The sequence below is a fragment of the Campylobacter concisus genome (assembly GCF_003048605.1).
Classification (GTDB): Bacteria; Campylobacterota; Campylobacteria; order Campylobacterales; family Campylobacteraceae; genus Campylobacter_A; species Campylobacter_A concisus_BM.
The window spans coordinates 1-21,891 of sequence record NZ_PIRX01000009.1; the positions used below are offsets into that span (position 1 = coordinate 1).

The window sequence follows — 21,891 nt, forward strand, 5'->3', positions numbered from 1 at the left end:
CCCCCTTAACAATCCCCTAACCCCGACGACGTTAGAGGTGCATGCCTCAGTGCTTCGCACTGCATGCGTTTTATTGAAATTCTAGTAAATTTTAAAATTTATGAGCGAGCATATCACGGCTCTAAATTTAGTGCTAAACGAAGTGTAGCCTAAATTTAGTAGCCTGCTAAGGCAAGCGAGTAAAGTTTTAAAATTTACAAAGAGAAATGAAATGTGGCAAGTTTTATCAAAATTTTAATAAGTCAAATACTTAATCGTATCTTGATAAAGCACTTGATTTTCGCATTGTATCAGTAATAGGTCATTTTCTTCAAAGATTGTTGAGCCAGTTGGCTTTTGATACTCGTTTTTACGCTTTATTAGGATTATTAAAAACTCAGTTGGAAGCTCAAGCTGAGCCAAATCTTTGCCAATTAGTTTTGAGCCATAGTGGATGGTATGCTGGTGAAGCGTGTAGCTTAAGATCGGCGAGTTTTCTACTGCCTTAACATCCTCTTGCTCGCTCTCTTTGACCTTAAATTTATCAGCTGCAAAGCCAAGCGACATGCCCTGTATCAAAATAGAAATCAAAACCATAAAAAATATAATGTTAAAAATCATATCCGCATCACGTACGCCATCGACATAAACATAGGTAGCTAGTACAACTGGCACGACGCCTCTTAGCCCAACCCAAGAGATAAAAATTTGCTCATTTATCTTAAATTTTGAAAATGCAAGCGATGCAAAAACACCAAGTGGTCTTGCAAAAAACATAAGCCACAAGGCCAAAACAAGCGCTAACAGCGCAGTTGCAGGAAGTTGTGATGGATTTACCAAAAGGCCAAGTGTTAAAAAGACCACTATCTGCATCGTCCAAGCGATACCGTCGTGAAAACCGACTAAATTTTTCTTGTGAGAAAACTCTTTTTTATTTATAAAAATTCCAGCAATATAAACAGCCAAATAGCCATTGCCACCGATTTTAAAGCAAAGCGTATATAAAAGCAATATCCAAGCGATAGAAAAAACTGGATAAAGGCCCCAGCTTTTTAGGCGAAGTCTATTAAAGATGGCTGGCAAAGCAACGCCAAATAAATAGCCTATAGCGATACCTATGCCAAACTGCTTAACAAGTGTGATCGCCCACTCTGACGCACTTGGAGTGCTATTTAGTGAGATCATTTGAAAGATCGTCATAGTTAGAAATATCGCCATTGGATCGTTTGAGCCAGATTCCAACTCAAGCAATGGTGCAATGCTATTTCTAAGTGAAATTTTCTTAGCTCTTAGTATAGCAAAAACAGCTGCTGCGTCTGTTGAAGAGATAATGGAGCCTAGCAAAAAGGCCTCCGCCCAGGTAAAATCAAGCAGATATTTTGCAACTGGAGCAATAGCTAGTGCGGTTAAAAAACACCAAGTGTAGCAAGTGCTAAACCTCTAGCAAAAATAGGCTTAATCGCTGCAAAATCAGTATCTAGCCCACCAGCATAAAGTATAAAAATAAGTGCCAGCATACCGACATTTTGAGCGATCATTTGATCATCAAAATTTACGCCCAGCAAGCCATCTGAGCCAGCTAGCATGCCAACGCCTAAAAATATTATTAAAGATGGAATTCCAAATTTATCAGAGATCTTACTTAAAAGAATGCTAGTTATAAGCAAAACTGCAAAAAATAGTAGTAAATTCTCTAAATAAACTCCACAAAATTATATTAAATTATACTTTCAAAAACTTCAAATTTATCTTGATTTACAAGCATCTCAAGTAAGACGCCGTAGTTGTCTTTTATCTCATCTTGAAGTTTTATAGCAAGCTCTTTTGCGTCTTTTCCATCTTTTGGATAGGTAACCACTAGATCGATCGGCTCAGCGTTTAAAAACTCTTGTATGCCAGTTAGTAGCTCGCTAGCGCCTCTTTCGTTTGTGCCGTGAAGCACGACTACGTAGTGTTCGTTTTCTCTTATGACAACGTCAGTTTGTCTTAGGATTTTTTCAAAAATTTCGCCATATTCTTTACTATTTGGTAAAGAAAAATATATCAAAGATAAATTTTTCGCATAGTCCTTTACGTTTTTGTATCGCTTTATAAAAGCTATCTCAAGATCGATTATTGATAAAATATCAACTGCCGAGAAGATTTTTGCCGCCATTTTTACACTCCTTTTTTTGCGGTTTTGATTTTTACGCCGCTATTATATCTTGTAAATTTTCAAAAATAAAGACATTCATTCCATTTTTGTATTCATAGCCAAATTTTAGTCCATGAGCCTCAAGGATGTTGCTAACTATATATAAACCTAGACCAAAGCTCTTTTGCGCATCCTCGCCTTTGATAAATGGCTGGATGTAAAAGTCAAGGTCATTTTTTAGCTTCTCGCCTTGAGTTATAAATTTCATATGATCCTTGCTAACCATGATATTTACGTGCTTATCAGTTGAATACTTTATACCATTATCTATCATATTTTTAATAGCTACTGAAAATAGTTTAAAATCAACCATCACCCTAACCTCATCAAGCTCGCTGATGCCAACATGCTCCTTTTCAACCATCGCTATATCGATAGCCTCATCGATGAGATCCCTCATAAGGCAAGGCGTTTTGTTTGTAAGTCCTATCTTTGAAGTGATCTGCTCGATTGCTGCAAGCTCGTTTATCAAATTTTCAAGCTTGTGAAAGACGGAGATGAGCCTCTCTTGGTTTTTACTTTTTTCTATCATTTGAGCAGCGATCAGCCCCTTTGTGATAGGCGTTTTTAGCTCGTGCATGATATTTCTTAAGAAAAGATGCCTTGAGTCATTTAGCGCCTTGATCTGACAAACAGCCTCATAAAATGCCTCTGAAACCTCTGAAATTTCATCCTTGCCGTTGCCGACATTTTGCACGCCGTTTAGCTCGCCATTTGCAAATTTCACGATCTGACGCTTTAGCTTTCTAAGCGGCTTTATCTTATAGATGACAAAGATATAAGCAGCCAGCAAAATGACCGCAACTACGGCAAACACAGCCTTTATCACCTCGTATCTATAAGGCTGAAATTCTTTATCCATTAAAAGCTTTAGCTCATCTAAATGCTCGATCTTTAGGTAGTGATGCTTATCATAAAGCAAGATCGCACTTGATCCTAGATCACTTGAAATTTCTTCTAAAACGGCTGCATTTTTTAAAATTTCTTCTTTTTCATTTTTAGCGGTGATCTCTGGCATATCGATGTTTGAGAGCTGGCGGTCGTACTGAGCTTTATTTATGATGCCACCCATGTAGAGTAAATTTGTCCTAGCGACGTTTGAGTATTTGTTATTTAGCTCCCTTGTGTAGTTTTGCTTATCAAAACCCATGAGCCACAAAAATGCTAGAAATATCGAAACAAGCGCGAGCCCAAAGATAAACGTTATCGTGATAAATATAGAAGATCTTGGCATCAAAGGACCAACTTATAGCCGATGCCACGGATCGCGTGGATGTATTTTGGCTCTTTTGGATTTTCATTTAGTTTTTGGCGAATTCTGCCGATGATGACGTCGATACTTTTGTTTGAGCTATCTTCATTTATGCTCTCGCAGTTGTAGATGAGCTCCTCTCTAGTGACCGCCCCACCCTCTTTTTGAAGCAGATATTTTAAGATGTCATACTCCGCTGCGGTTAAATTTAGCACACTTCCTTTAAATAAAATTTCTCTCTCAAATTCTTTTAAAACCAAGTCTTTGTTTAAATTTCTTGCCTCATTTGCAGGAGCGATGCTCTGCCTTCTTAGATGACTTTTGATGCGAGCAAGAAGCTCTTGTGGATCATAAGGCTTTGGCAGATAGTCGTCCGCGCCGTTATCTAGGGCATTTACTTTGTCTGTTATATCGTGCCTTGCGCTTGAGATGATTATAGGGATGTTGTGTTTTTTTCTTATCTCTTTGCACACCTCTAGTCCGTCCATGCCAGGGAGCGTAAGATCAAGAATAACTAGGTCAAATTCGCTTGTGTTTAAAGTAGATAGTCCGATATATGGCTCCTCAGCCGTCGTTACTTTTATGTCGTAGTTTTCTAGGTATTCAGTTAAAATTTCAGCAAGCTCCATATCATCTTCTATCATTAAAATTCTAGTCATGATCTTTCCTGATGTAAATTTATTTTTAAGGATTATAGCAGATAAAGGTTTTAAAAATTTAAAAGAGTTAAGAGCTGAAATTTCAGCTCTTAAGTGGTTATTTTATAACAAGGCCTTGCATGATGCCACCGCGGTTTATCCACACTAGCGTCTTTTTGCCTTTTGCGTTTTTAACTGTGCTTGCAAATGTTTGAAGATCTTTTATGCTTTCTTCGCCAACTTGAACGATCACATCACCTCTTTCAAAGCCAAAGTCTTCAGCTTTTGAGCCAGATTTTACATCAGTTACAAGCACGCCTTGAGTATCTGGGCTGATCTTATACTTAAATCTTATCTCATCGCTTAGATTACTAACGCTAAGACCTTCGATGATGACGCTTTTTGTAGCATCTTTTGCGTTGTGATCCATATTTACAAGCTTGATTTTTGTATTCATGATTTTATTTGATCGCTCGTAAGTTATATCAACGCTGCTATTTGGAGTTAGTGAGCCGATGAAATTTTTAAGATCATTTGCGTTTTTGATGGCTTTGCCGTTTGCTGAAATAACCAAGTCGCCTCTTTTTAGCCCTGCTTCATCTGCTGGCATGCCCTGCTCTACGCCGCTTATTAGCGCGCCCTCTTTATTTGTGTAAAGCTCTTTTTGCTCATCAGTTAAATTTGCGATAGTTACGCCGATAAATCCACGCTCGATCTTACCGTCAGTTATCAGCTTTTTAGCGATATCTTTTACCATATTTGATGGTATGGCAAAGCCTATGCCGTTGTTGCCACCACTTTTTGAAAGTATGGCTGAGTTTATACCGACTAAATAGCCCCTGCTATCAACCAAAGCACCACCTGAGTTGCCAGGGTTTATAGAGGCGTCTGTTTGGATGAAATTTTCATATTGATTAAGGCCTATGTTGTCTTTATTGAGCCCTGAGACGATGCCTTGAGTGATGCTCTCGCCTACGCCAAAAGGATTGCCTATGGCAAAGACTACGTCCGCATCAAGCAGCTTTGATGAGTCGGCAAATGTGATCGCATTTAGCCCATTTGCCTCTATCTTTATAACGGCTAGATCGGTCTTTGGATCGCTGCCTATTAGCTTCGCTTTATACTCCTTGCCACCCTTTGCCAAGGTCACAACGATCTGGTCGCTATCTTCGATGACATGGTTGTTTGTAACAATGTAGCCGTCATTTGAGATGATGACGCCAGAGCCAAGAGAGGTTGTCTTTTCTTTCTCTTTTGGTTTTGCAAAGTTAAATCCAAAAAATTCATTAAAAAACGGGTCATTAAACATCTGCTCGATGCCAGCGTTGCTTACTGTTTTTGTAGTTGAGATATTTACAACTGAAAGTTTTGCCTGAGCGATAGAGTCATAGTATGAGAGCACACTATTTTTATCACTTAACGGCGAAACTCTAGTTACATCTTGGTTTGCTTCGTTAAATTTAATATCAGCTCCCATTAGCAAAGAAGCCGCCGCTAATGAAATTAGCATAAATTTTTTCATTTTTTTCCTTTAAATTGAAAATGTCTTGAAATTATAAATAGAGCTTAAAAATAAAATCTTAACGCTTTTTTCTCCTTTGTAAATAAAAATAAACTTGACTTGCATAGACTAAAGTTTTGTGATATAATCCGTGTCAAAAAACATAAGGAGAATATATGAGCGAAAGCTTATATGAAACTTTAGGAGTTTCAAAAGGCGCATCAAGCGACGAGATAAAAAAAGCTTATAGAAAACTTGCTAGAAAGTACCACCCAGACATCAACAAAGACCCTGGAGCAGAGGATAAATTTAAAGAGATAAACGCTGCTTATGAAATTTTAAGTGACGAGAAAAAACGTGCCCAGTATGATCAATACGGCGATAATATGTTTGGCGGTCAAAATTTCCACGACTTTGCCAGAGGTTCAGCCGATATGGGCGATCTAAACGATATCTTGAAAAATATCTTCGCAGGCGGATTTGGCGGAGGCGGCGCTAAATTTAGCGGTGGCTTTGGCGGAGGTTTTGAGGGATTTGAAGGCTTTGGCGGAGGTGGATTTGGCTTTGGCGGAGCTGATCTAGACGTAAATGCCAAAATTTCTATACCATTTGACGTAGCTGTAACTGGCGGCGAACATAAGATAAATTTTAATGGCGAAAGTATCAAGATAAAGATCCCAAGCGGCATAGAAGGTGGCGAAAAACTTCGCATAAAAGGCAAAGGCAAGAGTGCTGGCGGTCAAACTGGCGATCTTATACTTGCCATTAGCGTTGAGCCAAGCGACGAGTATGAAAGAGTCGGAGATGATCTTTATAAAGATGTAGAAATTCCACTAAAAACTATGCTCTTTGGCGGCAAGATAAATGTGCATACATATAAAAAAGATGTAACTATCAAAATCGCTGAGAACTCAAAAACAGGCACAAAGATCCGCTTGAAAGGATACGGTGTGCAAAACAGAAAGAGTGGAATTTATGGCGATCTTTACTTAAAAGCTAGGGTAAAACTTCCAAACATTAGTGAGCTTGACGAGGGCTTAGTAAAAGAGTTAAAAGAAAAATTACCGGAGTAAAAAATGCAAAATTACGAAGAACCACTTTTTTTAATAAGCGTTGTAGCAAAGGTTTTAAGCATACATCCACAAACTTTAAGACAATACGAAAGAGAGGGACTAGTTGAACCCTCAAGAACAGATGGCAAGATGAGGCTCTACTCGCAAAAAGACGTTGATCGCGTCAAAACGATACTAAATTTGACCCGTGAGCTTGGCGTAAATTTAGCAGGTGTTGATGTGATACTTCAGCTAAAAGAGAAAATTGACGATTTAGAAGCAACTATTGATGAGTTAAATAAAAAATTACACGAAGCTACCAGTCAAACTAGCACCAAAAGATCTCTAGTAAAGAGAAAAAATAGCTTTGATCTTGTATTTTACGAAGGCAAAAAATAATATATGGAACAAATTTTAGAAGGCTTCTTGCTTGTCGCTGCTATCTCAGTCGCGTTAAATGTCATTTTTAAGAAATTTCAGATACCAACCATCATCGGCTACATCGTAACCGGCACGCTTATATCAGAATTTTTCAACCTAAAAAGCAACGATGAAATTTCTCATATAGCGGAATTTGGTATTGCATTTTTGATGTTTACGATCGGACTTGAGTTTAGCTTTAAGCACCTGATGAGCATGAAAAAAGAGGTCTTTCTAAATGGCGGTCTGCAAGTTTGTTTAAGCGGCTTTGTGATGGGCGTGATGCTTTACTACGCGCTTCATCTAAAGGACGAGACAGCACTTATTGCTGGTCTTGCCTTTGCTCTATCATCAACTGCGATCGTGCTAAAAACGCTAAATGACAACGGCGATGTGAGTAAAATTTATGGTAGAAAGGCACTTGGAATTTTGCTATTTCAAGATATCGCCGTTATCCCGATCTTACTTATGATAGATATGTTTAGCTCGCAAGATGCCTCGATAAATGAGCTTTTGCTAAAGACATTTACGAGTGCGGTTATCCTTATCGTTGTGCTATTTTTGCTCGGCAAATACGTCATCAACTGGATATTTTACAAAGTCGTTCAGACAAACTCTCAAGAGGTCTTTATAGCCACGATCCTATTTTTAGTCGTTGGCGCTAGCACGCTAGCTCACTTCTTTGGCTTTTCATATTCTCTTGGTGCATTCTTGGCTGGCATGATGATGGCAGAGACGCAGTATAAGCACCAGATCGAGGTCGATCTCATACCTTTTAGAGATCTGCTTCTTGGGCTATTTTTCATAACCGTTGGCATGCAGATAAATTTTGTAGTCGTGCTCTCAAATATCTGGCTAGTTTTAGGTCTAGTCTTTAGCATAATGGTCGTAAAAGCCATCGTCGTTTTTGCCGTTTTAAATATCTACTTAAAACGCAGGGTCGCTGCTAAGACCGCACTTAGCGTCTGTCAGATCGGCGAATTTGCACTGGCTGTCTTTGGGCTGATGACTACTAGAAATTTACTTGATGTCCAAACAGCTCAAATTTTCATCGCAGCCTCTGTTATATCGATGTTTGCAACACCTTTTATACTTAAAAAGCTTGACGTGATAGCTGATCTTGTAGAGCGTGAGGTGGTGGTCGAGTCAAACGAGACCTTAAAGCCACAAAAACTAAAAAATCACATCGTAGTCTTTGGCTATGATAGGCTCGGTCAAGAGGTGGTTTTAAGACTAAAAGAGACAAAGCTTTTATACATCGTACTTGATAATGATATCAGCCTAGTCGAGCTTGGCAGGAGCCGCGGGGAAAATGTATTTTTAGGAAATGTGCTTCAAAGTAACACTCTTGAAAACGCTTGCTTAGACGACGCAGCAGCCGTTATCATAACAGTTAGCAACGAGCAAAGAGTTGAGCTGATCGCGCAAAAGATCAAAGACTACGGAGCAAATATCCAAACGATCATCAAAGCAAATGGCGAGGGCAACAAAGATATCTTTGGCGAGTTAGGAGAGAATTTCCACCTTATAAGCGAGGAGCGCGTCATGGCAAAAACCCTTGTTCACGAAGCCCTTCAATGCAAGATCGACCACGATGTAAGAGCGTAGTAAATTTAGCTTCTTAAAACACGTTTTTTTGTTAAGTTCGTTTAAATAAATTAATAAAACTATTAGCAACTTTTTTGATTGCATAAGAAATAATAGAGACAATAAGAAGCTAAAAATTTGTCTAGTCACAGCGTCGACAAAGAATTAAAAATTGATGAGCTATCAAAAGATAAAAAAATAGAATTTATTACAAATTAAAATAAAAGCATATTAGCCAATAATATGCTTTTTAAAACTAAATTTAAAGCCTAGCTTTTCTAGGCTTTTACTCATTTCTTAAAGTTTGAAGGACATTTACCTCTGTGGCTTTTTTTGCTGGATAGTAAGACGAGATAGCCACGATAAATACAGCTCCAACCACGATAAGCACAAGATCAAGAGTTGAGAGTTCAAGTGGTAGTTTGCTTGAGCCATAAACATCAGCTGGTAGGTCTATGATGTTGAAATTTCCAAGTAAAAATAACCCCAAAAAGCCAAGTACTAAGCCAAATATGATGCCACCTCCACCTATTACTAACCCTTGATAAAAAAAGCTTCTTTTTATCTCGCTTTTACTAGCTCCAAGCGCTAAAAGCAAGGCGATCTCCTGCCTGCGGTTCATCACGGTCATTAGTAGCGAGCTTATGATATTTAGCGACGCCACAAGGATTATAAGCATCAAAACGATAAAAAGTGCTCTTTTTTCAAGTGCGAGCGCTGAGAAAAAGTTGCCATTTTGCTCCCACCAGCCAATAGCAACCGTGCCAGCTGGAAGCCCCTCGCGCACCCTTTTTATATCATCAAATGGCTTACTTGAAAAGATGTGAATTCCATCATAAACGCCTTTTGGATAGTCCAAAATTTTCCTTAATGCATCAACTGAAGTATATGAAAATGCCTTGTCATAGGCGATTAGTCCGGATGTAAATGAGCCGCCGATATCAAAGCGCTTCATCTTTGGCGTTAGCGAAAAGCCAGCAGGATCAGCCTTTGTAAAGATAAGCGTTAGTTTTTCATCGTTTCTTAGCCTAAACTCACTCGTTATGCCACTTCCCACAAGTATCTCAAAGCCCTCTAGCTCTTTTTCTTTCAAAGCTTCATTCACAACTGAATTTATCTGCTTTTCATCTTTAAAATTTACGCCATAAATTAGCCCACCTTCAAGCGCATTTGCCGAGCGGTAAATGACCTGCGTGCTGATATATGGACTAAATTTAAGATCACTAAATTTAGCCTTTAGTTCATCTACAAAGCCATCATCGATCGATCCTTTAAAAGCGCTTTGAACGGTTATAGGATAGTTCATTGTAAAAAGTTTGCGCTCAAATTCTTTATCAAATCCGTTCATGATCGCCATCGCAACTATTAAAACCATAAGTCCTATACTAACTCCAAGAAAGGCGAGCAAGGCGCTTAGAGCGATAAATGGCTGAGTTTTATCAAATCTTAAATATTTAAAAAGTAGGTACTTTGGTAAGCTTGTCATCAAATAGCCTTTAAAAGATTAAGGCGCTTTGGCGCCTTAAAAGTAGAAATTTTAAGCAAATATGCCTTTTTTAGGGCCACTTTTGCCGTGGCAATCTTTATATTTTTTACCGCTTCCGCAAGGGCATGGAGCGTTTCTTGGTATCTTTTTTTCAGGCGTGAAATTTTCTTCTTCGCCTTGATTATTATAGCTTAGGGGCTCATTTTCAGCATTTTGGCTAGCTTCTAACATCATCCTGGCTTGCTCTTCTTGCTCCTCACGGCTCTTAAATCTAACGATTTGAAGCGTTTTAACGCTCTCAGTTTTTAGTCTGCCAACTAGCTCCATAAAGAGGTTGTAGCTCTCTTTTTTATACTCCACTAATGGATCTTTTTGATTATATCCTCTTAGACCGATACCAGTTTTTAGGATATCCATCTGATAAAGGTGCTCTCTCCACGCATTATCAAGCACTTGAAGATATAAAATTTTCTCTATATCTTTTCTTTGCTCTTCATTTAGCACGCTCATCTTTTCGTTATATCTAACCTCTAAAATTTGCGCTATTTTCTCTACTAGTTCATTATACTCTAGCCCTTTTAGCTCGTTCTCGTCGATCTCTTCACCGCAGTCTGCAAGGATGATAGAGCATAAATTTTTAATGTCATAGTCATCTTTCAAGCCGCCATGGAAAATTTCAGCCGTATCAAGTAAATTTGTAGCGTATTCAACTCTATTTTGAGCTATCTTTTCGCTCATATCGTAGTTTTTATCAAGTAGCTCGTCGCGGTATTTGTAGATAGTCTTTCTTTGCTCATTTGCCACGTCGTCATACTCAAGCAAGTGCTTTCTAGCCTCAAAATGCAAACTCTCGACCTTCTTTTGGGCATTTTCAACAGCTCTTGTCACCATGCGGCTCTCGATGCTCTCGCCTTCGTCGATGCCAAGCCTATCCATGATCGCCTTTATGCGGTCGCTACCAAAAATTCTTAAAAGATTGTCCTCCAAGCTTAGGTAAAATCTACTCATACCAGGGTCGCCCTGACGTCCAGCACGGCCACGAAGCTGATTATCTATCCTTCTACTCTCGTGCCTTTCGGTGCCTATGATATACAGACCGCCAAGGTCTCTGACCTCGTCGTTTATCCTGATATCAACACCACGTCCAGCCATGTTTGTAGCGATAGTTACAGCGCCTTTTACACCAGCTTGTGCGATGATTTCAGCCTCTTTTTCGTGGTTTTTAGCATTTAGCACAGAGTGTGGGATGCCAGCTTTTTTAAGCATCTCATGAAGCACCTCACTACGCTCGATACTTGCAGTCCCCACAAGCACTGGCTGACCTTTTTCGTGAGCTTTTTTGATCTCGTCGATGACAGCTTTAAATTTCTCATTTTGAGTTTTGTAGATAAGGTCGTTTTGATCGATCCTCTTAACTGGCACGTTTGTTGGGATCGAGATAACATCAAGGTTGTAAATTTGAGAAAACTCAGTGGCCTCCGTCTGAGCCGTACCAGTCATGCCTGCAAGCTTTTTATACATCCTAAAGTAGTTTTGATATGTTGTATCAGCTAGCGTTTGGCTCTCTTCTTGAATTTTCACGCCCTCTTTTGCCTCAAGCGCTTGATGAAGTCCCTCACTAAAGCGCCTGCCCTCGCTTAGACGTCCTGTAAATTCATCAACAATAACAACCTCACCATCTTTTACAACATAATGAACGTCTTTTTCAAAGAGATTGTGAGCTTTTAGAGCTTGATCTAAGTGGTGGCTTAGCACGGCATTTTCAAGGTTGTATAAATTTTCAACGCCAAAGAGCTTTTCAGCTTTGCTTATGCCAGCTTCTGTGATCATGATCGTTCTATTTTTTTCATCTACTATGAAATCCCCAGTTGGCTTTGAGCCTGGCACGTTTGGATCGGCCGGAGTGCCTCTGGTAAGTTGTTTTGCGACTTGATCGGCTCTTATGTAACCATCAAGCGTGCGGTTTGTTGGACCAGAGATTATAAGCGGAGTTCTAGCCTCGTCTATCAAGATACTATCGACCTCGTCCACGATGACGAAGTTATGGCCTCTTTGCACCTTTTGGCTAGCTTCAAATTTCATATTATCACGCAGATAGTCAAAGCCAAATTCTGAGTTTGTACCGTATGTTATGTCGGCGTTATAGGCAGCTTGTCTTACCTCATCGTCGTATCCGCCACTTAGTATCACATCAACACTTAAGCCCAAAAAGTTATAAAGCTCGCCCATTTGCGTCGCGTCACGCTTTGCAAGGTAGTCATTTACTGTAACTACATGCACACCCTTGCCGCTCATCGCGTTTAATATAACTGGCAAAGTCGCCACCAAGGTCTTACCCTCGCCTGTCTTCATCTCAGCGATCCTGCCCTCGTTTAGCACCATGCCGCCGATTAGCTGCACGTCAAAATGGCGCATCTTAAGCACCCTTTTGCTAGCCTCTCTAACTAACGCAAAGACATCATTTAAAATTTGATCTAAAGTGACTTTCTCTTCGACGACTTGGGCTTTTAGCTCGTTAAATTTAATCTTAAGCTCATCGTCGCTCATCTTCTCATAAGTAGGCTCTAGCGCATTTATCTGCGCCACACGTTTTATATATTTTTTGACTTCTCTATCGTTTTTCGTGCCAAAAATCTTTCTAAATACCGATGAAATCATTACTTTACCTTCCTAAATTTTTAAACTTTGGATCTTAGCATAGTTTAACTATTTATTTAATTAAACTGGGCTAGAATACGCCAAAAAAGGATAAAAAATGAGAAAATTTTTGATAGCTTCTCTCGTTGCAGTTTGCTCATTTGGCGCTGGCTTAAATTTTAAAAGCCTGCAAAGTGACTTTACGCAAACTGTCTTTAGCGAGGGCAAAAGTGTAAATTACAAGGGTAGATTTTACGCTAAAAGCGACAATACCGCGCTTTGGATATATGAAAGTCCAACACCAAAGAGAATTTACTTTGACAAAGACAAAGTGGTCGTGATCGAAGATGAGCTTGAGCAAGCCATCATTTCAAGGCTAGATGATACGCCAAATTTGACGCAGGTCTTAGCTCACGCAGAGCAAATTCAGCCGACACTTTATAAGGCGATATATGACGGAGTTGAGTACTTTATAACGATAAAAAACACGCTTCCAACGACGATTGATTATAAAGACAAGCTCTCAAATAAGATAAAAATCACTCTAAGCAACCCTGTAAAAGACGCGCTCATCCCAAAAGAGACGCTAACTCCGGTTATCCCACAAGGTTACGACATCGTAAATCAATAAATTTGGCTAGCTTTTAGCCAAATTTACTCACTTCTCTCCGAAGTCTTTTCCAAATTCTTGCACATTATTTAGATCGATCGGCTTTTGCACCACATCATTTGGATCAGGTGCGACGATGATCTCGTTGCCTTTTTTCTTCTTTTCTGGCTTTGTCATCACATCTTCATTTACGCTTGGATCAGAGCATAAATTTTGGCTTTTTATCGCTTTTATGATCTCGCTTAGCTCTAGATTATTTATCACTTTGATATTTAAAATAAGCACATCATCGATATCAAGCGAGTGCTTTTTGGCTGCGTATTTCATAAAGAGCTCTTTAAATTTCTCTTTTCCCATTGAGGTTAGGATATCCTCCACGTAAAAGCTGCCAACCACGACGTTTAGCGCATCAAGCACGTATGCTTCGTTCTCCTCCACATCACGTCCGACAACTTCAAGGTTCATACTTATCTTTTTTGTTAAATTTTGTCCAGCTTTTGAGTAGATATCTGTCTGAAAGTCACTCACTTTTAGCACGTCTGCAAATGCAAAAACGCCAAAAACAAGGCTTAGAAATAGCTTTTTCATAAACTCTCCTTAATATGCAAAAATACGTTTTCTTGGTAAAATTTCTTAACTTCGTCGTCAATTTTAACCACTTTTCTTAAATGCTGCCTAAAATCACTTTTCTTATCATAAAAAAGTTTTAAATTTTTAGGATTTACCGCGCGAGAAAGTGCGACGTAGAGCTGCCCTTTGGCAAAGATGTGGTTGATGTTGCAAATGAGCGAATTTATACTCATGCCTTGAGACTTGTGGATAGTTAGGGCATAGGCAAGCTTAAATGGAAACTGATAAAGCGAAGCTTGCACGTTCTCCTCGATCTCGTCTTCATTCAAATTTAGCGCGCAAAAGTTATAAGCGCACTTTTCTATCTCGCAAATCTCGCCGCTATCTTTTTGCACGATCACACTTGAAATGGCGCCATTTTCTTTTAAAATTTGCATGATCTTACCCTGCTCGCCGTTGTAGTACTCGCCCCATTTATTTGAAGTAAAGATGATTTTTGCGCCTATTTTCATCTCTAAATTTCTTGAGATATTTAGCGTATTTGCCCACTTTTCAAACTCTTTTTTATCTAAATTTTCATCCATAACAATCACGTCTGAGCTTGAAATTTCAAGTGGCGCATTAAGCGCAAGAAGTCTCTTTTGATTTAGCATCTCAGCCTCAGCATTTCTGCCAAAAAGCACGCTAGTCTCGCTATCTGGCTCTATAGCGTCCACTCGCAAGCTCTCGATATAAGCCATCATCTCATCATCTAGCTCGCCAACTCTAAGGCGAGAGAGAATTTCATAAAATTTAAGATCATTTGTGCGTTTTGAGACCAAAAGCTCAACATTTGTAAATTTCATATCCTCCCACGCACTGGAGTTAAAGGCGTATAAAAAGTTAAAAAGTTTGCTCTCATTTTGCTCTTTTTGCACTGGTGGCAGCTGATAAAAGTCGCCCACTATAAGCACCCTGCCCTTAAATTTAGAGGTGAGCAAGCGGTATCTTATCATCTCCATGACATTTGAGCTAACCATCGAAATTTCGTCTATTACTAGCAGATCGCAGGCATCTAGCATATTTCTTAGCTTGCTTAGCTTATCTTTTTGGCGGTAGTCAAGCCGTCTTAGCTCCTCGTAGTCCTTGCAGTAGCCAAATTTAAAAAAGCTATGCAAGCTCACGCCCCCAAGGCTAACAGCGCTTATGCCAGTTGAGCCAAGGATGACGACATTTTTGAAATTTTCTTTGTAGTGTCTGATGATGGAGGCGGTTAGATAGCTCTTGCCAACACCGCCACCGCCTGTTAAAAAGACATTTGAGCGAGATAAAATTTCTAAAATTTGATCTTTCATCTACTCAAACATCTCTGGGCGATACTCAAAATGCATCGTATCAAAGTGCTTCCAGCGTCCACCCCAGATAAATTTATGCTTCTCAAAGACTCGCACGATCTTTTCAGGGATCAAATTCTCATAGCCCTTGCTCCACTGCCAGTAGTGACTCTTTTTTACATTTATATCTATCGCGATGCCGTAGCTGTGCGCGCTTAGGCGGTTTGTGCCAGCGATGATGCGCCATTTAAATGTCCCGCCTGGATCTTTTAGGTATTCAAGTAAATTTGGATCGCTCTTTACCATCTCATTTAGCTCGTTGCTCACATCTTGCAAAGCAGCTGCAGCGCCATTTTTAGAGTTAAATTTTAAAGGCAAATTTAAAAAATCCTTTAGCCAGATGACATCAACCAAATTTGCTTTTACCGCACTCTCGCTTGAGCCATAAATTTTGCCTAAAAGCTCGTAGTTTCTGCATCTACCAGCATCACTTAGAGCTGTGCTAAGTGGCGAAAATGCAGCGTAGTCAAGTGCGTTCATATCCTCTATATCAGCGCCAGTGCTGCACTCTTCATCTTTTTGTTTAAAATCATCATAGACTAAACTCGTGCCATCGCTAAATTTAACCAAATTTTCTTCGATCTTTACGCCATAAGCTCTTTGCAAAGCCGACATCTTTCTAGCCTTATCTAGCATCCCTTGCTCAGGCCTCATCACATTTATAGAATCAACCTTAGAAATTAGCAAATTTGCACTTTGTATGTCGCTTCTGTTTTGACCGATATTTAGCGTAGTTATCGCGGTCGCTCCGATAAGCGCACGGCCGTTGTTTGCAGTCTTTAGCCCCCAAGCGTCATGCACCACATAGATATCATCGCCCTTATATCCAGCATAGAGCATGATGTGACCTGGCAGATGCACGAGAGTGAGATATGGCACGCCCTTTTCTTTTATCTCTTTGCTCTTTGCAGCGTTACTAAGACCTTTTAGATTGATCTTCTCTCCCATATTTGCCTGCGCCCTCGAGTTCCTAGGTAACCACACGCCAAAGCTTGCTAGCAAGTCTTTTGTAAAAAGCGAGCAGTCTCTTAGCTTATCCACGCCACCCCAGCCATAAGGCTGAGTAAGAAGCGAGCTAAGAATTGTCTTTAAATTTGAGTCATTAAATTTAAGTGGAAAAAGGGCGCTAAAAGACTTTGGGAGGACAAACTCCCTAAGCATATTTCTTACATAAATTTTGCCGTAGTAGTTTTTGTCATCTTGTGCTAAAACTGGCAGTATCGCGCCGACACGCGAGTAAAATAAAAAGTTCCCTCCCTTGTCATAAACTGGCATCTTGTCGGTTTTTATCGTGACAAAGCTTGATTTTTGATAGGCAAGCGCCTCTTCATCGCTTATAAATTTGATATCTTCAACCTTCACCCAGCCCCAAACCGCATCATCGCTCACAAACGCCCATGCCCTATCCTTTGAGAGGTGCGAGACAAAGAGCGGATGAGCGATGCTTAGGGTTGATTCTTGCAAATAATCAAACGGATAGCCCTCGCCTGGGGTTTGCGGGTTTAAAAATATCGGCTCGTCGGTTGGGAAATTTCTTACAGCTGTGTTTGCTGAAGTTAGAGCGTAAGCTGAAATTTGCAAAAAGCCAGCGAAATTTGCATTGTCCTTTTGTGCGTCAAACCAGCTTTGAGGTATCTGCCTAAAATTTGAGCCAAAATACTTTCTTTTTTCGCTTGGTTTATATACATTAAACGCCCAAAAAGCGTCATTTGGGTTAAATTTCACGCCTCTTAGAGTAAAAACTTTAAACCTTCTTTTTAAAATTTCATCCTGAGCAAAGCTTGCACTTTGCATATTTTGAGGTAGCGACGATGCGTCTTGTTTTACTTCAAATTCAAGCAAGCTGATGCGCTCATTTGGCTTATAAACATTTTCGTCTGGCAGGGCATTTTGCTGCTTGTTTGGCTCTGGTTTTGTTGTCTGCGAACAACCCAAAAACAAAGCAACACTCAGTGCTAAAAATATACCTTTTTTCAAATTTCTTCCTTATCCTTAAATATAGCTTCGACGATCAAAACAAAGATATAAAACATCTTTTCATCGTTATTTTTGCAAATTTGCCTCATCGTCTCGTTTTGGTCCCTGACCTTTATATCGTTTGATCTTAAAATTTCTGCAATGTCTGAGCCAAATTTCTTTGAAATTTCCCCAACTTTGACATCATTTAGCGCGTTTAAAAACCTTGTCGTGTTGCAGTCCATCTGCACTGGCTTGTGCTTTAAGATATTTTTAAACTCAAGGCTTAGCTTTTTTAACTTTTTCTTTTTGACGTAGCTGTGAATGATAGTTAAAACAACCAAGCTAAAACCAAAGAAAATGTGCAAATTTAGCGAATTTTCGCTCATCTCTCCCTTTAAAAAGAGCACGCCGCTTACAAAAAGCCCCACCACGCAGACAAAAAGTAGCAGCAAGATGATGTATTTAAAGACGACTTCGAGCCAGACGTTATCTTTTAGCCTCTCAAACATCAAGCCGCCCTATCTCATCTTCGCTAAAAACTAAAATTTCATTTTCTTTTAGCAGTTTTGCCGCTACGCCGTCACCTAAAATGAGCTTTTTAGTGAAGCTTCCATCATAAATTTGCCCGCTCCCACAGCTTGGGCTTCTAGCTTTTAAAATAGCCTTTTTGCAGCCATTTAGCTTAGCTATCTTTAGGCAAATTTTAGCTCCATTGATGAAATTTTCGCTCACATCTTTGGCGGTTTTTGTGACAACAAGCCCATTTTTCATCTCAGCTGGCTCTCTTGGCGTGCTAAGTCCGCCAAAAACCTCTGGGCAGACAAAAAGCAGATGATATCTCTTTGAAATTTCATCCAAAATGCCACTATCTAAAAGGTTATTTTCGCCGTTAAATTTGCAGTTTATGCCAGCCAGACAAGCGCTTATTAAGACCTTTTCTCTCAAAGTCCAGCTTCTTTTAAAAGCTCACTAGCATAAATTTCACGAAGTTTGCTTGAGATTTCGCCCACTTTTGCGCCGTTTATCGCCTTGCCATCAGCATAGATGACTGGCAAAAGTATGAGCGTAGCAGCCGAGATAAAGACTTCATCAGCGCTATAAACCTCGTCCATGTTAAATTTACGCTCCTCTATCTTTAAACCGATATCTTTAGCGATCCTTAAAAGCCTCATACGGCGGATCCCTGGCAAAATTTCATTTGAAAGTGGCTTGGTGATGAGGGTTTTATCCTTGATGATAAAAGCGCTCGAGCTACAGCCCTCTGTGACAAAGCCATTTTCGACCATAAAGCCCTCGTCCGCGCCCTTTTTGTGAGCCTCGTTTTTAGCGTAGCACTGAGCTAGAAGCGAGATCGACTTTATATCGCGCCTTTTCCACCTGATGTCCTCGACGCTCACGACCTTTATGCCAGTTTTTGCAGCTGGGTTGTTTAAAATTTCACTCTCATAGCAAAAGATAAAGACGCTTGGGGTTAAATTTTCCATAAAGTAGAAATTTCTAAACGCCACGCCTCTTGTTACTTGCATGTAAATTCCGCCCTCTTTTAAGGCGTTTTTGGTGATCATCTCATTTAAGATCGCTTCAAATTTATCTTTTTCGTAAGGCAGGCTTATATCTATCTCGTTTAAGCTTCTCTCAAACCTCGCCCAAAAGCCCTCTTTATCGACCATTTTTGAATTTATCACAGGCACCACTTCATAAATTCCATCGCCAAATATAAATCCTCTATCAAATGCGCTAACTTTTGCCTCATCTTTTGGCAAAAACTCGCCATTTAAAAAGACCGTTTCTAAAGCTTTATCTGCCATTTTTAGCTCCTTAAATTTTGTGCAAATTGTATCTAATTTTGTTTGAATTTATAGATTTTTAGATACAATGAGCTGAAATTTTTAAGGTAAAAAGTCTATAAAAAATGAAAGAAAATCTAAGAAACACTATCATTAAAAATATTTTTTTCGTCTCAAAACAGCCAGTTTTATTTAGAGATTTGCTTGAAGCAAATGCCCTTTTTAACGAAGGTATGCTAGTTGATGGCGCAAAGCTAAATTTTAGATTTAACCACGTGAAGCTCTACCAAATTTACGCACTCATCTGCTTTGTTGTCTTATTTCCGCTTCTCATCATCACGCACCACTTTTTAGCAAATACTGACGCTCACATCTCGATAATTGCAACCACGATCGTCACTTCAGCTGTTTTTATTGGCTTTGATATGTTTAAGGTTTGGGCTAGAAGAGAGATAAGTTTGGAGCTCATAAAAAAGGCTTGGAGCGTGCATTTCCCATATTTTGGATATGAAAAATATTCAAGCAAGGTCGAAGAAATTTACAACACCGCCCTTAAAAATGACGTTTCAAAAAAAGATTTAGAACAATATATATATGAAAAGCTAATCTCTCAAAAAGAGAGCGCTGAGTAAATTTCATTTTGCCCTAAAGCAACTCGTAAAATTAGCTTTTTAGCGTTTTCGTCTTTGCAAAGCAGCTTCGTTTCTATCTCGCTTATGAAATAATATGGAAGCTTTCTCATCTTTTTATCTAGCATTAAAAACCTATCTGAGATGATTTTTACATCATTTTGCAAGGCGTTTTTCTCTTGTAGCTCGTCTAAATTCAGATAATTTCTAAGCTTAATCAGATCGCTATTTATATCATCAAGCTTGCTAGCTATAAATTTTGCATTTTTTATATTATCATCGTCTAAATTTTTACTAACTTTTATAGCGTAGTTTAGCTCATTTAGCGAGCCTAAAATCTCTTTTTCATCCGTGCTAAAAGCATCTTTGTTTGACTCATTTAGAGAAATTTGCACTAAATTTCTAAAACCTATCAAGACATCACTTAAGCTATCTTTTACCTTAGTATAGTCATTTTTTCTAGTTAGCAAATATGCGGCAAAAACTATCACAAAGCCAGCTGCCACGTCGAGCAATCTATCGACCATAAGAGCCAAAAAGTCTCTTTTTATAAGCGAAAAAATGGATGTAAATTCAAACATAAAAGCCGTTGCAAAGACAATTTGTTTATAGGCTTTAAGGTAATAAACCAAAAACATACCGATAAAGACAACCACGTAAAATGCGTATGATTCGCCCATAAATTTAACAAAAACAAGCGCGATAAAAAAGCCGATAACTCCGCCAAGAAGACTATCTCTGCCAGCATTTTTCAAAGCATCTTCGTCGTTTTTGTTTAGGCTCATCACCGCTATGGCGATCCAAATTCCGTGATTTATATGCATCGCCTGCGCTATAAAAATGGCTATCGACATACAAATGGCAAGCCTTAAAGACTCTTTTAATATTTCATTTTTTAAATTTAGCTTTTTAAACACCTCTTTTAGCGTGATCTTTTTTGTGTTATTAAACGAGAGTTTGTCCTCGCCACCCTCTTTTATAAGCAAAAATTTATCATAAAGCACGCCAAGCGAGCTTGCAAAAATTTTAAAATTTGAGTTTTTAGCTAAATTTAGCGCATCAAATTTTAGCTTTAGAGTTTGATTTTTGAAAATTTTTTTAAGCTCAAAAAGGTTGTAAGCGATCTCATTTTTTACCTCGTTTAAAAGCGCTTTGTCCTCGATCCTTTCAAACGAAGCGCCTAATGTTCGAAGCAAAAGAGCGATCTCTTCAACTTTATAAAAATAAAATAGCGCTTTGGCTTGATTTCTAACTAGCTTAACATCTTTTATCTTTAGGCTTTTGTTTGCAAAAATTTCTTTTGATTTATCAATCGAACTCATCAAATCTGCAATGCTTGCGTAAAAATGACTCGTGCCAAGCGCCTTGCTCGACAAGATGGCGCTGTCTAGTAAAAAGCTGATGCTCTTTTTAGTAAATTTGCCGTATTTGCCAAAATTTTCAAATTTTATGATGATACTTAGCACGCCAGCAAGCACTAAAGCGCCGATACTATCAGCCACATTTAGCCCAACTGCGGCCTTTGTCACAAAAGCAACTAGGCCGGTTGCATTTACAGCGAGTAAAATTTTGTTTAAATTTGAGCTATAAATTTGGCTAATGCCTACCACAAATATCCAGACAAATACGATAAACGAGAGCCAAACGCCAAGGCTGATAAATGGATCAACAAAGGGCATAAAAGCGCAAGAAAGCGCGATGTAAAGCAGCAAAAATGCAAATTTGCTCCTATCTTTGCACTCAAGCTCGCCAAGAAAAAATATACCCATCGTGATATTTACAGCCATGATAGCGCCACTTAGATGAAAGAAGTAAAAGCACAAAAAGCAGTTAAAAGCGATGGTTGTGGCAGCTTTTAGCGAGTAGATGAGCTGGAAATTTGCAGGGTCGTAGTAGTGGATAAAGCTTTTAAATTTCTTGATTATTTCCATTGACGCTCTTGCATATTGTTTAAAATTTGATTTTTATAACGCAAATTTTCAAGCTTTATGCTAAGAGCTCTGTTTTCTTCAAGGAGCATATCTCGTTTGCCGCTGATATCGGCGATATCTCTACTTATATAATAAATTTGATTTGCTATATAAATTTTTGGCAAAAATAGAGCTAGCGCTATAAAAACCGCCAGATAGACCATCACTAGCGTCTTAAAGCTTAAATTTACCTCACGTTTTTGCTCCTCGTCGTGAAGTGTTAGCAGCTCTTCTTTTTCTTGCATCT

The 21,891-nt window shown here is 39.1% G+C and carries 18 protein-coding genes and 3 pseudogenes; 5 read left to right on the forward strand and 16 right to left on the reverse strand.

Annotated features, from left to right (window positions below):
* Window positions 1–234 precede the first annotated feature (234 nt).
* The 5 genes and pseudogenes from CVS86_RS08190 to CVS86_RS08210 all read right to left on the reverse strand — a co-directional run bounded on the left by CVS86_RS08190 (window position 235) and on the right by CVS86_RS08210 (window position 5,585).
* Window positions 235–1,646 (reverse strand): annotated as a pseudogene (locus CVS86_RS08190) (potassium/proton antiporter).
* 50 nt (window positions 1,647–1,696) lie between these two features.
* Entirely contained in the window at window positions 1,697–2,134 is a 438-nt protein-coding gene (locus tag CVS86_RS08195) for a pyridoxal-5'-phosphate-dependent protein (protein ID WP_002940300.1), read from the reverse strand.
* 31 nt (window positions 2,135–2,165) lie between these two features.
* Entirely contained in the window at window positions 2,166–3,407 is a 1,242-nt protein-coding gene (locus CVS86_RS08200; RefSeq protein ID WP_103612761.1) for an ArsS family sensor histidine kinase, read from the reverse strand.
* Window positions 3,407–4,084 (reverse strand): response regulator transcription factor, encoded by a 678-nt coding sequence (locus tag CVS86_RS08205; RefSeq protein ID WP_002940190.1) that lies wholly within the window; start codon window positions 4,082–4,084, stop codon window positions 3,407–3,409. The genes CVS86_RS08200 and CVS86_RS08205 overlap by 1 nt, the downstream gene beginning before the upstream one ends.
* 97 nt (window positions 4,085–4,181) lie before the next feature.
* Window positions 4,182–5,585 (reverse strand): Do family serine endopeptidase, encoded by a 1,404-nt coding sequence (locus CVS86_RS08210; RefSeq protein WP_107791569.1) that lies wholly within the window; start codon window positions 5,583–5,585, stop codon window positions 4,182–4,184.
* 155 nt (window positions 5,586–5,740) lie between these two features.
* Between CVS86_RS08210 and CVS86_RS08215 the strand changes: the two genes are divergently transcribed.
* From CVS86_RS08215 to CVS86_RS08225, 3 genes are read left to right on the forward strand one after another with little or no spacing between them, the layout of a single operon-like run.
* Window positions 5,741–6,637 (forward strand): DnaJ C-terminal domain-containing protein, encoded by an 897-nt coding sequence (locus CVS86_RS08215; protein ID WP_107791570.1) that lies wholly within the window; start codon window positions 5,741–5,743, stop codon window positions 6,635–6,637.
* A 3-nt stretch (window positions 6,638–6,640) separates the two neighbouring features.
* Window positions 6,641–7,015 (forward strand): heat shock protein transcriptional repressor HspR, encoded by a 375-nt coding sequence (locus CVS86_RS08220; RefSeq protein ID WP_107791571.1) that lies wholly within the window; start codon window positions 6,641–6,643, stop codon window positions 7,013–7,015.
* A gap of 3 nt (window positions 7,016–7,018) precedes the next feature.
* The gene (locus tag CVS86_RS08225; protein WP_107791572.1) at window positions 7,019–8,644 is read left to right on the forward strand and encodes a cation:proton antiporter; all 1,626 of its coding nucleotides are present in this window, start codon (window positions 7,019–7,021) and stop codon (window positions 8,642–8,644) included.
* A gap of 265 nt (window positions 8,645–8,909) precedes the next feature.
* Here the strand turns inward: CVS86_RS08225 and CVS86_RS08230 are convergent, their stop codons facing one another.
* From CVS86_RS08230 to secA, 3 genes and pseudogenes are all read right to left on the reverse strand, one after another.
* Window positions 8,910–10,109 (reverse strand): ABC transporter permease, encoded by a 1,200-nt coding sequence (locus tag CVS86_RS08230; protein WP_107791573.1) that lies wholly within the window; start codon window positions 10,107–10,109, stop codon window positions 8,910–8,912.
* Between the two features lie 51 nt (window positions 10,110–10,160).
* Window positions 10,161–10,262, reverse strand: a pseudogene (locus tag CVS86_RS10285) (SEC-C metal-binding domain-containing protein); the annotation flags it as partial.
* A 108-nt stretch (window positions 10,263–10,370) separates the two neighbouring features.
* A pseudogene (secA, locus tag CVS86_RS08235) lies at window positions 10,371–12,767 on the reverse strand (preprotein translocase subunit SecA); the annotation flags it as partial.
* Between the two features lie 97 nt (window positions 12,768–12,864).
* On the opposite strand from secA, the gene lolA reads away from it, so the two are divergent.
* The gene (gene lolA / locus CVS86_RS08240) at window positions 12,865–13,377 is read left to right on the forward strand and encodes a LolA-like outer membrane lipoprotein chaperone (protein ID WP_002940204.1); all 513 of its coding nucleotides are present in this window, start codon (window positions 12,865–12,867) and stop codon (window positions 13,375–13,377) included.
* A gap of 27 nt (window positions 13,378–13,404) precedes the next feature.
* On the opposite strand, the gene CVS86_RS08245 is transcribed toward lolA, so the two are convergent.
* Genes CVS86_RS08245 through CVS86_RS08270 form a run of 6 tightly spaced genes read right to left on the reverse strand, consistent with a single transcriptional unit; the run spans window position 13,405 to window position 19,066 of the window.
* Window positions 13,405–13,944, reverse strand: a complete 540-nt coding sequence (locus CVS86_RS08245; RefSeq protein ID WP_009293697.1) for a hypothetical protein — start codon at window positions 13,942–13,944, stop codon at window positions 13,405–13,407.
* Window positions 13,941–15,260 carry an ATP-dependent DNA helicase gene (locus tag CVS86_RS08250; protein WP_107791575.1) on the reverse strand — a complete coding sequence of 440 codons (1,320 nt, stop codon included), beginning with the start codon at window positions 15,258–15,260 and terminating at the stop codon, window positions 13,941–13,943. The genes CVS86_RS08245 and CVS86_RS08250 overlap by 4 nt, the downstream gene beginning before the upstream one ends.
* Window positions 15,261–17,276 carry an SH3 domain-containing protein gene (locus CVS86_RS08255; RefSeq protein ID WP_107791576.1) on the reverse strand — a complete coding sequence of 672 codons (2,016 nt, stop codon included), beginning with the start codon at window positions 17,274–17,276 and terminating at the stop codon, window positions 15,261–15,263. It lies immediately after the preceding gene.
* Window positions 17,273–17,767, reverse strand: a complete 495-nt coding sequence (locus tag CVS86_RS08260) for a chemotaxis protein (protein ID WP_103611045.1) — start codon at window positions 17,765–17,767, stop codon at window positions 17,273–17,275. The genes CVS86_RS08255 and CVS86_RS08260 overlap by 4 nt, the downstream gene beginning before the upstream one ends.
* A complete protein-coding gene (locus CVS86_RS08265; RefSeq protein ID WP_107791577.1) occupies window positions 17,760–18,203 on the reverse strand; it encodes a DUF523 domain-containing protein in 444 nt (147 codons plus the stop codon). Before CVS86_RS08265 ends, CVS86_RS08260 begins: the two co-directional genes overlap by 8 nt.
* Window positions 18,200–19,066 (reverse strand): D-amino acid aminotransferase, encoded by an 867-nt coding sequence (locus CVS86_RS08270; protein ID WP_107791578.1) that lies wholly within the window; start codon window positions 19,064–19,066, stop codon window positions 18,200–18,202. The genes CVS86_RS08265 and CVS86_RS08270 overlap by 4 nt, the downstream gene beginning before the upstream one ends.
* 104 nt (window positions 19,067–19,170) lie before the next feature.
* Here CVS86_RS08270 and CVS86_RS08275 point away from each other — a divergent pair, with 104 nt between their 5' ends.
* Window positions 19,171–19,677: a hypothetical protein gene (locus CVS86_RS08275; protein ID WP_107791579.1), complete on the forward strand. Its 507-nt coding sequence runs from the start codon at window positions 19,171–19,173 to the stop codon at window positions 19,675–19,677.
* Here the strand turns inward: CVS86_RS08275 and CVS86_RS08280 are convergent.
* Window positions 19,656–21,605 (reverse strand): FUSC family protein, encoded by a 1,950-nt coding sequence (locus CVS86_RS08280; protein ID WP_107791580.1) that lies wholly within the window; start codon window positions 21,603–21,605, stop codon window positions 19,656–19,658. The two genes, CVS86_RS08275 and CVS86_RS08280, sit on opposite strands and share 22 nt — an antisense overlap.
* The gene (locus CVS86_RS08285) at window positions 21,596–21,889 is read right to left on the reverse strand and encodes a hypothetical protein (RefSeq protein ID WP_002940285.1); all 294 of its coding nucleotides are present in this window, start codon (window positions 21,887–21,889) and stop codon (window positions 21,596–21,598) included. The genes CVS86_RS08280 and CVS86_RS08285 overlap by 10 nt, the downstream gene beginning before the upstream one ends.
* Window positions 21,890–21,891: the final 2 nt, after the last annotated feature.